Below are 13265 nucleotides of genomic sequence, written 5' to 3'. Positions count from 1 at the left end.
AAAATCCCCATATCGAGGGCGCGGCATTATAACACCGCTTCAAGGATATGGGTAGAAAAAATAAACGGCTCATTTCTGAGCCGTTTATTCGTATCGAGAGAGTGTACTGTATTACAGAACCGCTTTCTCTACAACGCGAACCAGCGTCCAGGATTTAGTCTTGGACAGCGGACGGCATTCGCGGATTTCAACCACGTCACCGATACCGCATTCGTTGTTCTCGTCATGTACGTGCAGTTTGGTCGTACGCTTGATGAATTTACCGTAGATCGGGTGTTTCACAAAACGTTCGATAGCAACAACAATGGATTTCTCCATTTTGTCGCTAACAACGCGACCTTGCAGAGTACGGATTTTATCGGTCATTACGCACCCGCCTTCTCGTTCAGTAAAGTCTTAACGCGTGCGACATCGCGACGCACTTGCTTCAACAGGTGAGACTGTTGCAGCTGGCCACTTGCAGCCTGCATACGCAGGTTGAACTGCTCACGCAGCAGGTTCAGCAGCTCGGTGTTCAGCTCTTCAACGCTCTTCTCACGCAGCTCTTTTGCTTTCATTACATCACCGTCTTAGTTACAAAGGTGGTTTTAATCGGCAGTTTCGCTGCTGCCAGCTTGAATGCTTCACGGGCCAGCTCTTCCGGAACACCGTCCATTTCATACAGGACTTTACCCGGCTGAATCAAGGCAACCCAATACTCCACGTTACCTTTACCTTTACCCATACGCACTGCCAGCGGCTTTTCAGTGATCGGTTTGTCCGGGAACACACGGATCCAGATCTTACCTTGACGCTTAACTGCACGGGTCATAGCACGACGTGCTGCTTCGATCTGACGTGCAGTCAGACGACCACGGCCAACAGCTTTCAGACCGAAGCTGCCGAAGCTAACATCCGTACCCTGCGCCAGACCGCGGTTACGGCCTTTGTGCATTTTACGGAATTTTGTACGCTTTGGTTGTAACATCAGCGACGCTCCTTATTTACGGCCTTTACGCTGCTGCTTTTTAGGCTGAGCAGCCGGTTTTTCCGGTTGTTCAACAGCAGCCATACCACCCAGGATCTCGCCTTTGAAGATCCACACTTTAACGCCGATTACACCGTAAGTGGTGTGCGCTTCAGAGGTGTTGTAGTCGATGTCAGCACGCAGAGTGTGCAGCGGTACGCGACCTTCGCGGTACCATTCGGTACGTGCGATTTCCGCGCCGCCCAGACGGCCGCTAACTTCAACTTTAATACCTTTAGCGCCCAGACGCATTGCGTTCTGTACAGCACGCTTCATAGCACGACGGAACATAACGCGACGTTCCAGCTGAGAAGTGATGCTGTCAGCAACCAGTTTTGCGTCCAGTTCAGGCTTACGAACTTCGGCGATGTTGATCTGTGCAGGAACGCCAGCGATGTCCGCTACGACCTTACGCAGTTTTTCTACGTCTTCACCTTTTTTACCGATAACGATACCCGGGCGAGCAGTGTGAATGGTTACACGGATGCTCTTAGCCGGACGCTCGATAACGATACGAGATACGGACGCTTTAGCCAGTTCCTTAGTCAGGTACTGACGTACTTTAAAATCGCTGTCCAGGTTGTCAGCGAATTCTTTGGTGTTCGCAAACCAGGTAGAGTTCCATGGTTTTACAATACCCAGGCGAATACCATTAGGATGTACTTTCTGACCCATTGCTAGTCTCCAGAGTCTCAGCGATCGGACACAACCACAGTGATGTGGCTGGTGCGCTTCAGGATGCGATCTGCACGACCTTTTGCACGCGGCATAATGCGCTTCATGCTCGGGCCTTCGTCTACGAAAATTTTCGTAACTTTCAGATCGTCAATGTCAGCGCCATCGTTGTGTTCAGCGTTAGCAATGGCAGATTCCAGAACTTTCTTGACCAGTACAGCCGCTTTCTTGTTGGTGTAGGTCAAAATATCCAGAGCCTGCGACACTTTCTTACCGCGAATCAGGTCAGCAACAAGGCGAACCTTCTGAGCAGAAGAACGAGCATGGCGATGTTTAGCGATAGTTTCCATCTCTTCCTCCTACCTTATTTCTTCTTCGCTTTTTTATCAGCAGCGTGGCCGCGATAAGTACGAGTCGGTGCGAATTCACCCAGTTTGTGACCGACCATTTCGTCGGTTACAAATACCGGAACGTGCTGACGACCATTATGGACAGCGATGGTCAAACCGATCATGTTAGGAAAGATCGTTGAACGACGGGACCAAGTGCGCAGGGGCTTCTTGTCTCCGCTTTCCACCGCTTTCTCTACCTTCTTCAGCAAGTGCAGGTCAATAAAAGGACCTTTCTTGAGAGAACGTGGCATGGCTTATCCTCTAAAATTATTTGCTACGGCGACGTACGATGAATTTATCAGTACGCTTGTTGCTGCGGGTCTTCTTACCTTTGGTCTGAACGCCCCACGGAGTTACCGGGTGCTTACCAAAGTTACGACCTTCACCACCACCATGTGGGTGGTCTACCGGGTTCATCGCGGTACCGCGAACGGTCGGACGAACACCACGCCAGCGTGCAGCACCTGCTTTACCCAGAACGCGCAGCATATGCTCAGCATTGCCAACTTCGCCCAGAGTTGCACGGCAGTCTGCTTCTACTTTACGCATTTCACCAGAACGCAGACGCAGGGTGACATAAGCACCATCACGAGCAACGATCTGAACGTAAGTACCAGCGGAACGTGCCAGCTGACCGCCTTTACCTGGTTTCATTTCTACGTTATGAACAGTAGAACCAACCGGGATGTTGCGCATCGGCAGGGTGTTACCTGGTTTGATTGCAGCATCAACGCCAGACTGAATCTGGTCGCCAGCTTTCAGGCCTTTAGGGGCCAGGATGTAACGGCGTTCACCGTCTTTGTACAGAACCAGCGCGATGTTCGCGGAACGGTTCGGATCGTACTCAAGACGTTCAACAACTGCCGGGATACCGTCTTTGTTGCGTTTGAAGTCAACAATACGGTAAGCCTGCTTGTGGCCACCACCGATATGACGAGTGGTGATACGGCCATTGTTGTTACGACCACCGGATTTGCTGTTTTTTTCCAGCAACGGAGCAAAAGGTTTGCCCTTGTGCAGCTCAGGGTTAACCACTTTAACAACGTGGCGACGACCCGGAGATGTCGGTTTACATTTAACAACTGCCATTGTATTACTCCTCCGACTTACTCAGCGCCGCCAACGAAGTCCAGATTCTGGCCTTCTTTCAGGGTGACGTAAGCTTTTTTCCAGTCGCTACGACGACCGATACGCTGTCCGTGACGTTTAACTTTCCCTTTAACTACCAGGGTGTTAACGACTTCGACTTCGACTTCAAACAGTTTCTGCACAGCAGCTTTGATTTCTGCTTTGGTCGCGTCTTTAGCAACTTTGAGTACGATGGTGTTGGATTTTTCCATCGCAGTAGACGCTTTTTCAGAAACGTGCGGTGCACGCAGCACCTTCAGCAGACGTTCTTCACGAATCATGCCAGCATCTCCTCAACTTGCTTAACAGCATCAGCAGTCATTACGACTTTGTCGAAGGCGATCAGGCTAACCGGGTCGATACCAGTTGCATCGCGTACGTCAACCTTGTGCAGGTTGCGCGCAGCCAGGAACAGGTTTTCGTCCAGCTCACCGGTGATGATCAGCACATCTTCCAGAGCCATGTCTTTCAGTTTCTGTGCCAGCAGCTTAGTTTTCGGCGCTTCTACAGAGAACTTCTCGACAACGATCAGACGATCCTGACGTACCAGTTCGGACAGGATGCTTTTCAGCGCGCCGCGGTACATCTTCTTGTTAACTTTTTGACTGTGGTCCTGCGGACGAGCAGCAAAGGTCACGCCACCAGAACGCCAGATCGGGCTCTTGATAGAACCAGAACGCGCACGGCCGGTGCCTTTCTGGCGCCACGGTTTTTTACCGGAACCAGTTACTTCAGCACGAGTCTTCTGAGCACGAGTACCCTGACGAGCACCAGCTGCATAAGCAACAACAACCTGGTGAACCAGCGCTTCGTTGAAATCACGACCGAAGGTAGTTTCGGAAACAGTCAGCGCGCTCTGCGCGTCTTTCAATACTAATTCCATTGCTATCTCCTTACGCCTTCACAGCTGGTTTAACGATCAGGTCGCTACCGGTTGCACCCGGGACAGCACCTTTAACCAGCAGCAGGTTGCGCTCAGCGTCAACGCGTACTACGTCAAGGCTCTGAACGGTTACACGTTCGTTACCCATCTGACCTGCCATTTTCTTGCCTTTGAACACTTTGCCCGGAGTCTGGTTCTGACCGATAGAACCCGGAACGCGGTGAGACAAGGAGTTACCGTGAGTAGCGTCCTGGGTACGGAAGTTCCAGCGCTTAACGGTACCTGCGAAACCTTTACCTTTAGAGGTGCCAGTTACGTCAACTTTTTTAACGTCAGCAAACAGTTCAACGCTAATGCTCTGACCTACAGTGAACTCTTCGCCTTCAGCCAGGCGGAATTCCCACAGACCACGGCCAGCTTCTACGCCAGCTTTAGCGAAGTGGCCAGCTTCAGGCTTGGTCACACGGTTAGCTTTTTTAGCACCGGTGGTTACCTGAATAGCACGGTAGCCATCGTTAGCCAGGTCTTTAACCTGAGTAACGCGGTTTGCTTCAACTTCGATTACGGTTACTGGGATAGAAACGCCGTCTTCTGTGAAGATACGGGTCATACCCACTTTTTTACCGACTAAACCAATCATTGTTTCAACCTCTCAATCGCTCAATGACCTGATTAACCCAGGCTGATCTGCACGTCTACACCGGCAGCCAGATCCAGACGCATCAGAGCATCAACGGTTTTCTCGGTTGGCTCAACGATGTCAACCAGACGCAAGTGAGTACGGATTTCGTACTGATCGCGCGCGTCTTTGTTGACGTGCGGGGAGATCAGAACAGTGAAGCGCTCTTTGCGTGTCGGCAGCGGGATCGGACCACGGACCTGCGCACCAGTGCGCTTGGCAGTCTCGACGATTTCCGCGGTTGCTTGATCGATCAGACGATGATCAAACGCTTTCAGGCGGATACGGATTCTTTGGTTCTGCATGAGACCAGAGCTCCAATTATTTTATAAACGAAAATGATTACTCCTCAGACCCATTACGATTGATGGGAGAGTGTAACCGTTCTTACGTAGCTCCCCGATTGGGAGCATTGTTAGGTAGCCAAATTCGGCTAACTGAGGTTCAGATTGAACCTGCTGTCAACTACGACAAGCCCGCGCATTATACATACTTAACCACCGAACGCAAGCATATTGCTAGTAAAGTAAACAGCTTTGGGGTTATCTCTCAAGTTCGTTCAGCGCATTTTTGACACGCTCTCTTAAACCGGCTTTCTCGTCGCTTTCTTCTACAGTATTTTCTTCGTCTTCAGAAGAAGAGGTGGCATTCTCAACCGCGACGCCTGGGTCATCTTCCTCCTCGACGGATTCGACGACGGGGAGTGGCTGTTTTTTGAAGAAATAGTGTTGTGTTGATTGTTTAAAAGCAGGCGTTTCAGCATCTACTGTGACTTCTGCTTTTACTATCCAAAGCGCCCATAGCTGCCTGGCATACCCACCAACCAACACCATTCCTGCAAACCACAGGCAAATCAGCAATAAACAAATGACATATATTATGGTGCTGTGTTTTTGTCGGGAGAAGATACCAGGGTGACCTGTTTCTTTCTGCTCACGCGCGGCGATATAGAATTCAAACATGTCATTTCCCCTTCACTGTTGTTTCCGGGGAAATATTTGCTTCATCCCGATATAAGTAGGCACTCTCCCCTGCCACCTGCCAGAGATGTACTAACGTTGAAAAGCCAACAACACCGTCAGTTTTCAAGTGGTGGCTTTTTTGAAATTGCTTTATTTTTTCTACCAACAAGGGACGCCACTCTGCCGAAGGTTCTGTCGAAATATGCAATGCGCGGTTTAACATCGTTTCCAGCCAGAGAATCTCTTCCTCGCTGCTATCACGCGTAATGGTACTCTCCCCTTCCGGCGACATTTTCCATAACAGAAGATAATCACCCGTCCATACCGACTCAAACCATTGATGTGTCAGCGTCCAGGTTTGCTGCCCTACGAGGACATCAACGGTAGCATCACCGACGCGAACGACCACAACAGGCAATTTTTTGTCCCCGACTTTAAGCGATGCGATCCAAGGCAAATTCTGATCTACCAATGTTTGTAAAGAAGCATTCCCACTTTTACATGCCAGCCCCGCTCTTACTGCCTGATCGCACCAGGCCGAATCAGCTGGGACCTCGTACCCCCATACGCCGTATAACACGCTTAGCGCCTCACTATCGCGCATCACTACATGAGCAATATCCTTAGTCATATCTTGTTTAACTACTGGCGTTACGGGTACCAGCCACGCAGGAACGGGGAACGGAGCTGTGAAAGAGGACAGCAGTAGCCAACCACAGGTAATAGCGATAATTGTTCCACTCATTACCACGGCAAGCTGCATTTTCCGGGGGCGGTTATCACCCAATACGCGGTAAATCATTCGCCATTGTTTTGCAGTGAAAACGCTGGTCTGCTCGGCTTGCTGTAATAAGCGAATTGTTTCGCCGGCAAGCACCAGCTTTCTGCGATCGCCCCGACATAATAAAGCTATCCGTTTCAGAACTCTGGCGGTTAAAAGGAGATCGGGTTGGTCAATATTCTGACCTTCAAGGATACTAGCCTTAAGTTCGTGCTCCGTCAGAGGTCCTGTCGAGACAAGTTCAATGCGCTGTTTTTTAAAATCTCGTTCGACTTTTCGATCGGGTCTGCCGAGCAGCAAAAATTGACCGTCAGGAATAAGAGATATCGCGCGTTGGAGATCATCAAGTATGCGGCGGTGATTCAGGTGAGCATTTTCAATAATAATAAGAGGGCAGCGACTATCAGTTCGATGAAGCGCATGCAGTAATTGCCCCGTCATCTCATCTCGTGTCCAGGCGCTGTCACGGCAGCCCTGTTCAGCCGCGTTATCGTCGGTAACGATCCATGCGGCCTTACCTTGCCAGGAAACAACGAGGCTTAAAGTAATCACACGGCGATGTTTATCTTTTTGTAGTTGCTGCGCCAGCCAGGTTTTTCCACTTCCAGCCTCACCCAACAAATAGCACAGACGCCAGGTCTGACGTTTCTCACGCAACCAGGAAAGAATAACTTCTCTTCTCGTAGACATAGAACTTCCTGTTTTAATTATTGATTATCCTTAATCATAAAAATAATGTATGTATTTATTAATTAAATACATATTACTAATATAAATAAATTTTGCTTGATTCATGCAAGCGGCATTAATACTATTTATACTAACGTCAATATACAACCCACCCAATCTATTTTATTAGAACATACATCGTGCCCACACTACGCTTCCCCTTCCATCTGGCGAATCATAATAAAGATGCTGCCATCAATATATTGATTATATTTATAAGTATGGGGCTGATTATTTTTAATGTAAATTATTTACATACAACTATAGTTAAAAATGGACAGATCATTAATCAACCAACAAATGCATTTCAGTCTGAGTTCAGCCTTGCCGCTTTATGGCGCAACGAAAATCATGATGGGGTAAAAGATGCTAATCCCGTGGCAGTTAATCTGGAAACACCCAAGCTCTCTATAGCGCTTAATGGAATTGTACTCACATCGAATGATGAGACTTCTTTTGTCTTAATTAATGAGGGGAGCGAACAAAAGCGATACTCCCTCAACGAAGCTCTTGAGTCAGCGCCGAGAACATTTATTAGAAAAATAAATAAAACCAGCGTTGTGTTTGAAACTCACGGGCATTACGAAAAAGTAACTCTCCATCCAGGGCTACCTGACATCATCAAGCAGCCTGATTCGGAAAGTCAAAATGTACTCGCTAATTATATTATCGCCACACCTATACGTGATGGAGAACAGATATACGGTCTTCGATTGAATCCTCGTAAGGGCCTCAATGCATTTACCACCAGCTTGCTGCAACCAGGGGATATCGCCCTCAGGATCAATAATCTTTCGCTGACCCACCCTGATGAGGTTTCACAGGCATTAAGTTTACTGCTAACTCAACAAAGTGCTCAGTTTACAATTCGTCGCAATGGCGTACCCCGCTTGATAAATGTTTCCGTCGGGGAACTTACAGGAATGAATGGACAGAGTGATGAAGGGACTGAATAAAATTACCTGCTGCCTGTTGGCAGCACTACTAATGCCTTGTGCAGGGCATGCCGAGAACGAACAATACGGCGCCAATTTCAATAACGCCGATATCCGCCAGTTTGTAGAAATAGTTAGCCAGCATCTCGGCAAAACGATTCTGATCGATCCCTCGGTACAGGGGACGATATCTGTCCGCAGCAATGATACGTTTAGCCAGCAAGAGTACTATCAATTCTTTTTGAGCATTCTCGATCTTTACGGTTATTCCGTCATCACGCTGGACAATGGTTTCCTGAAAGTGGTGCGCTCTGCCAATGTAAAAACGTCACCAGGAATGATTGCTGACAGTTCTCGTCCTGGCGCTGGTGATGAGTTAGTCACTCGTATCGTACCGCTTGAGAACGTTCCTGCTCGTGATCTTGCCCCTCTGCTTCGCCAAATGATGGATGGCGGCAGCGTCGGCAATGTTGTGCATTATGAACCCTCCAACGTTCTTATTCTGACCGGTCGAGCCTCCACCATTAATAAGCTTATTGAAGTCATCAAGCGTGTTGATGTCATCGGCACAGAGAAGCAGCAAATTATTCATCTGGAGTATGCGTCAGCGGAAGATCTCGCCGAAATTTTGAATCAATTAATCAGCGAAAGCCACGGTAAAAGCCAGATGCCAGCTCTCCTTTCCGCGAAGATTGTGGCAGATAAGCGTACGAACTCACTTATTATCAGCGGGCCGGAAAAGGCACGTCAGCGCATCACCTCATTACTGAAAACACTTGATGTAGAAGAGAGTGAGGAAGGAAATACCCGGGTCTATTATCTGAAATATGCCAAGGCCACGAATCTGGTGGAAGTGTTAACCGGTGTTTCCGAAAAGCTGAAAGATGAAAAAGGGAATGAGCGTAAGCCCTCCTCTTCTGGCGCGATGGATAACGTCGCCATTACCGCCGATGAACAGACCAACTCGTTGGTCATTACCGCTGACCAGTCCGTCCAGGAAAAACTCGCCACGGTAATTGCGCGTCTGGACATTCGCCGTGCACAGGTGCTGGTTGAGGCAATCATCGTTGAAGTTCAGGATGGAAATGGACTTAACCTCGGCGTGCAATGGGCGAATAAAAACGTTGGCGCACAGCAATTTACCAATACCGGATTACCGATTTTTAACGCTGCGCAAGGTGTGGCTGATTATAAAAAGAATGGTGGGATCACCAGCGCGAATCCTGCCTGGGATATGTTTAGCGCCTACAATGGCATGGCCGCAGGCTTCTTCAATGGCGACTGGGGCGTACTGCTTACCGCTCTGGCCAGTAACAATAAAAATGACATCCTCGCCACCCCAAGCATCGTAACGCTGGATAATAAACTCGCGTCCTTCAACGTTGGCCAGGATGTGCCGGTGCTATCCGGGTCACAGACCACTTCAGGCGACAACGTCTTTAATACAGTCGAACGCAAAACGGTGGGGACAAAACTCAAAGTCACTCCGCAGGTCAATGAAGGCGACGCGGTGTTGCTCGAAATAGAGCAGGAAGTCTCCAGCGTTGACTCTTCGTCTAACTCGACGCTCGGCCCGACGTTTAATACCCGTACTATTCAAAACGCCGTGCTGGTTAAAACAGGTGAAACGGTGGTCCTGGGCGGATTGCTGGACGATTTCTCTAAAGAGCAAGTGTCAAAGGTTCCTCTGCTTGGCGATATTCCTTTAGTGGGGCAACTTTTCCGCTATACCTCGACCGAGCGCGCTAAACGCAACCTGATGGTGTTTATCCGCCCGACGATTATTCGTGACGATGATGTTTATCGCTCGCTATCGAAAGAGAAATACACCCGTTACCGCCAGGAGCAACAACAGCGGATCGACGGTAAATCAAAAGCGCTGGTTGGCTCTGAAGATTTGCCTGTGCTGGATGAAAACACGTTCGACAGTCACGCCCCTGCGCCATCGTCACGGTGAGGTATTCTTATGAGAATTCATTCACCATACCCCGCCAGTTGGGCGCTGGCACAACGAATTGGTTATCTGTATTCAGAGGGCGAGATTATTTATCTCGCCGATACGCCATTCGAGCGGTTACTTGATATTCAGCGCCAGGTTGGTCAGTGCCAGACCATGACCAGCTTGTCACAAGCGGATTTTGAAGCCCGGCTGGAAGCGGTATTCCATCAGAATACCGGTGAGTCACAACAGATTGCGCAGGATATTGATCAATCCGTCGATCTTCTCTCGCTTTCGGAAGAGATGCCCGCAAATGAAGATCTCCTGAATGAAGATTCAGCGGCACCGGTTATCCGTTTAATCAACGCCATTTTGAGTGAGGCTATTAAAGAAATGGCCTCCGACATCCACATTGAAACCTATGAAAAAACAATGTCGATCCGTTTTCGCATCGATGGCGTATTGCGAACAATTTTACAGCCAAATAAAAAACTGGCAACGTTGCTTATTTCACGAATTAAGGTCATGGCTCGTCTTGATATCGCCGAAAAACGTATTCCACAGGATGGAAGAATCAGTTTGCGTATCGGGCGACGTAACATAGATGTCCGCGTATCCACACTGCCGTCCATCTATGGTGAACGCGCCGTGCTCCGCCTGCTGGATAAAAACAGCCTCCAGCTTTCATTGAACAACCTGGGGATGACGGCAGCGGATAAGCAGGATTTAGAAAATCTCATTCAGCTTCCGCACGGTATTATCCTGGTGACAGGGCCGACAGGCTCCGGTAAAAGCACCACGTTATACGCCATCCTTTCGGCGCTGAATACTCCCGGCCGCAATATTCTGACGGTAGAAGATCCCGTGGAATATGAGCTGGAAGGCATTGGGCAAACGCAGGTGAATACCCGCGTGGATATGTCTTTCGCTCGCGGCCTGCGCGCCATACTTCGCCAGGACCCGGATGTCGTCATGGTGGGGGAAATTCGTGATACAGAAACCGCGCAGATTGCGGTTCAGGCCTCGCTCACCGGTCATCTGGTGCTCTCAACACTCCACACCAACAGTGCATCAGGCGCGGTAACCCGACTCCGCGACATGGGCGTCGAATCATTCCTGCTTTCGTCTTCAATGGCAGGGATTATCGCGCAACGTCTGGTTCGTCGCCTGTGTCCGCAATGCCGACAATTCACGCCCGTATCACCCCAACAAGCGCAGATGTTTAAATATCATCAGCTCGCGGTGACAGCAATTGGCACTCCCGTAGGCTGCCCTCATTGCCATCAATCCGGCTATCAGGGGCGCATGGCAATCCACGAAATGATGGTGGTGACGCCGGAATTGCGGGCCGCTATTCATGAAAATGTGGATGAACAAACACTGGAGCGACTAGTCCGGCAACAACACAACGCCTTAATCAAAAATGGCCTGCAAAAAGTGATAAGCGGTGACACCTCTTGGGATGAGGTTATGCGCGTCGCCAGTGTCACGCTGGAGAGCGAAGCATGAATTATCACTATCGCGCCATGACCCAGGATGGTCAAAAATTGCAGGGAGTCATTGATGCTAACGATGAGCGTCAGGCACGGCTGCGGCTGCGCGAAGAAGGGCTTTTCCTGCTGGATATTCGCCCCCAAAAAAGTTCGGGAGTAAAAACACGTCGCCCGAGGATCAGCCATAGTGAACTGACGCTTTTCACCCGGCAGTTGGCAACCTTAAGCGCAGCGGCATTACCTCTGGAAGAGAGCCTTGCCGTAATCGGTCAACAAAGCAGTAATAAACGACTGGCTGACGTGTTAAATCAGGTACGCAGCGCCATCCTTGAAGGGCATCCTCTTTCCGATGCATTACAGCATTTTCCCACGCTTTTCGATTCGCTCTATCGTACCCTGGTTAAAGCGGGTGAAAAAAGCGGGCTGCTGGCCCCGGTGTTGGAAAAACTGGCTGATTACAATGAAAATCGGCAGAAAATCCGCAGCAAACTCATTCAGTCACTGATCTATCCCTGCATGCTGACTGCGGTGGCGATTGTGGTAGTGATTATTCTCCTCACTGCTGTCGTGCCTAAAATTACCGAGCAGTTTGTGCATATGAAGCAGCAACTGCCGCTGAGTACACGCATTCTTTTAGGTCTGAGCGACACGTTGCAACGTACCGGCCCGACATTATTAGCCGCAATGTTTATTGTCGCTGTAGGTTTCTGGCTCTGGTTAAAACGCGGCAATAACCGCCACCGTTTTCACGCCATGCTGCTGCGTGTTGCGCTCATCGGCCCGCTGATTTGCGCTATTAACAGCGCACGCTATCTCCGTACCTTAAGTATTTTGCAATCCAGCGGCGTCCCTCTGCTGGATGGGATGAATTTGTCCACCGAAAGTCTCAACAACCTCGAAATTCGCCAGCGTCTGGCAAATGCGGCAGAGAACGTTCGCCAGGGTAACAGCATTCATCTTTCGCTGGAACAAACCGCAATCTTCCCGCCGATGATGCTCTACATGGTGGCCTCTGGCGAAAAAAGCGGGCAGCTCGGCACGTTAATGGTCAGAGCCGCAGATAACCAGGAGACACTCCAACAAAATCGGATCGCCTTAACGCTCTCCATCTTCGAGCCAGCACTCATTATTACGATGGCACTGATCGTCCTGTTTATTGTTGTCTCGGTACTCCAACCTCTTCTTCAACTTAACTCAATGATTAATTAAGGAAAGTATATGCGCGCAACGGATAAGCAACGCGGTTTTACATTACTGGAAATTATGGTGGTTATTGTCATCATTGGCGTACTTGCCAGCCTGGTGGTTCCCAACCTGATGGGCAATAAAGAAAAGGCGGATAAGCAAAAAGCCGTCAGCGATATCGTGGCACTGGAAAACGCCCTGGATATGTACAAACTCGACAATCATCGCTATCCAACCACAAATCAGGGGCTTGAATCCTTAGTAGAAGCGCCGACACTGCCACCGCTGGCCGCAAACTATAACAAGGAAGGTTATATCAAGCGTCTGCCTGCCGATCCCTGGGGCAATGATTATGTCCTCGTTAATCCTGGTGAACATGGTGCATACGATCTGCTTTCAGCAGGTCCCGATGGTGAAATGGGAACCGAGGACGACATCACCAACTGGGGTTTGAGCAAGAAGAAAAAGTAAGTCAGCG

Annotated in this window: 18 protein-coding genes; 5 read left to right on the top strand and 13 right to left on the bottom strand. The window is 49.4% G+C overall.

Features of this window, described 5'->3' with window-relative positions:
* Positions 1–111 precede the first annotated feature (111 nt).
* The 13 genes from rpsQ to gspA form a co-directional block, all read right to left on the bottom strand.
* Positions 112–366: a 30S ribosomal protein S17 gene (gene rpsQ, locus AABJ99_RS02330; RefSeq protein WP_000130100.1), complete on the bottom strand. Its 255-nt coding sequence runs from the start codon at positions 364–366 to the stop codon at positions 112–114.
* Positions 366–557 (bottom strand): 50S ribosomal protein L29, encoded by a 192-nt coding sequence (gene rpmC, locus AABJ99_RS02325; protein WP_000644741.1) that lies wholly within the window; start codon positions 555–557, stop codon positions 366–368. Before rpmC ends, rpsQ begins: the two co-directional genes overlap by 1 nt.
* Positions 557–967: a 50S ribosomal protein L16 gene (gene rplP, locus AABJ99_RS02320; protein WP_000941212.1), complete on the bottom strand. Its 411-nt coding sequence runs from the start codon at positions 965–967 to the stop codon at positions 557–559. Before rplP ends, rpmC begins: the two co-directional genes overlap by 1 nt.
* Positions 968–979: 12 nt before the next feature.
* The gene (gene rpsC, locus AABJ99_RS02315) at positions 980–1681 is read right to left on the bottom strand and encodes a 30S ribosomal protein S3 (RefSeq protein WP_000529945.1); all 702 of its coding nucleotides are present in this window, start codon (positions 1679–1681) and stop codon (positions 980–982) included.
* A gap of 17 nt (positions 1682–1698) precedes the next feature.
* The gene (gene rplV, locus AABJ99_RS02310) at positions 1699–2031 is read right to left on the bottom strand and encodes a 50S ribosomal protein L22 (RefSeq protein ID WP_000447529.1); all 333 of its coding nucleotides are present in this window, start codon (positions 2029–2031) and stop codon (positions 1699–1701) included.
* Between the two features lie 14 nt (positions 2032–2045).
* On the bottom strand, positions 2046–2324 hold the full coding sequence (gene rpsS, locus AABJ99_RS02305; RefSeq protein ID WP_001138117.1) for a 30S ribosomal protein S19: 279 nt from the start codon (positions 2322–2324) through the stop codon (positions 2046–2048).
* 16 nt (positions 2325–2340) lie between these two features.
* A complete protein-coding gene (rplB, locus tag AABJ99_RS02300; RefSeq protein ID WP_000301864.1) occupies positions 2341–3162 on the bottom strand; it encodes a 50S ribosomal protein L2 in 822 nt (273 codons plus the stop codon).
* Positions 3163–3179: 17 nt separating this feature from the next.
* The gene (rplW, locus tag AABJ99_RS02295) at positions 3180–3482 is read right to left on the bottom strand and encodes a 50S ribosomal protein L23 (RefSeq protein ID WP_000617544.1); all 303 of its coding nucleotides are present in this window, start codon (positions 3480–3482) and stop codon (positions 3180–3182) included.
* Entirely contained in the window at positions 3479–4084 is a 606-nt protein-coding gene (gene rplD, locus AABJ99_RS02290) for a 50S ribosomal protein L4 (RefSeq protein WP_000424395.1), read from the bottom strand. The genes rplW and rplD overlap by 4 nt, the downstream gene beginning before the upstream one ends.
* Before the next feature lie 10 nt (positions 4085–4094).
* Positions 4095–4724 (bottom strand): 50S ribosomal protein L3, encoded by a 630-nt coding sequence (gene rplC, locus AABJ99_RS02285; protein WP_000579833.1) that lies wholly within the window; start codon positions 4722–4724, stop codon positions 4095–4097.
* Positions 4725–4756: 32 nt separating this feature from the next.
* Positions 4757–5068 carry a 30S ribosomal protein S10 gene (gene rpsJ, locus AABJ99_RS02280; protein WP_001181004.1) on the bottom strand — a complete coding sequence of 104 codons (312 nt, stop codon included), beginning with the start codon at positions 5066–5068 and terminating at the stop codon, positions 4757–4759.
* A 237-nt stretch (positions 5069–5305) separates the two neighbouring features.
* Entirely contained in the window at positions 5306–5725 is a 420-nt protein-coding gene (gene gspB / locus AABJ99_RS02275; RefSeq protein WP_000461441.1) for a putative general secretion pathway protein GspB, read from the bottom strand.
* 1 nt (position 5726) lies between these two features.
* Positions 5727–7196 carry a type II secretion system protein GspA gene (gene gspA / locus AABJ99_RS02270; protein ID WP_039021469.1) on the bottom strand — a complete coding sequence of 490 codons (1470 nt, stop codon included), beginning with the start codon at positions 7194–7196 and terminating at the stop codon, positions 5727–5729.
* Positions 7197–7375: 179 nt separating this feature from the next.
* Here gspA and gspC point away from each other — a divergent pair, with 179 nt between their 5' ends.
* Genes gspC through gspG form a run of 5 tightly spaced genes read left to right on the top strand, consistent with a single transcriptional unit; the run spans position 7376 to position 13258 of the window.
* Positions 7376–8191, top strand: coding sequence for a type II secretion system protein GspC (gene gspC / locus AABJ99_RS02265; RefSeq protein ID WP_039021468.1), 816 nt, complete (start codon positions 7376–7378; stop codon positions 8189–8191).
* Positions 8175–10127, top strand: coding sequence for a type II secretion system secretin GspD (gene gspD, locus AABJ99_RS02260; RefSeq protein WP_039021467.1), 1953 nt, complete (start codon positions 8175–8177; stop codon positions 10125–10127). The genes gspC and gspD overlap by 17 nt, the downstream gene beginning before the upstream one ends.
* Positions 10128–10136: 9 nt before the next feature.
* On the top strand, positions 10137–11618 hold the full coding sequence (gene gspE, locus AABJ99_RS02255) for a type II secretion system ATPase GspE (RefSeq protein WP_160524288.1): 1482 nt from the start codon (positions 10137–10139) through the stop codon (positions 11616–11618).
* Positions 11615–12811 (top strand): type II secretion system inner membrane protein GspF, encoded by a 1197-nt coding sequence (gene gspF, locus AABJ99_RS02250; protein WP_039021465.1) that lies wholly within the window; start codon positions 11615–11617, stop codon positions 12809–12811. The genes gspE and gspF overlap by 4 nt, the downstream gene beginning before the upstream one ends.
* Positions 12812–12820: 9 nt before the next feature.
* Positions 12821–13258, top strand: a complete 438-nt coding sequence (gene gspG, locus AABJ99_RS02245) for a type II secretion system major pseudopilin GspG (protein WP_001202877.1) — start codon at positions 12821–12823, stop codon at positions 13256–13258.
* Positions 13259–13265 lie beyond the last annotated feature (7 nt).

It is taken from the genome of Escherichia coli, assembly GCF_036503815.1.
In the GTDB taxonomy this organism is placed as follows: Bacteria; Pseudomonadota; Gammaproteobacteria; order Enterobacterales; family Enterobacteriaceae; genus Escherichia; species Escherichia coli_F.
The sequence above is the reverse complement of the archived record's forward strand: the minus strand, read 5'-3'. Positions and strand labels throughout refer to the sequence as shown.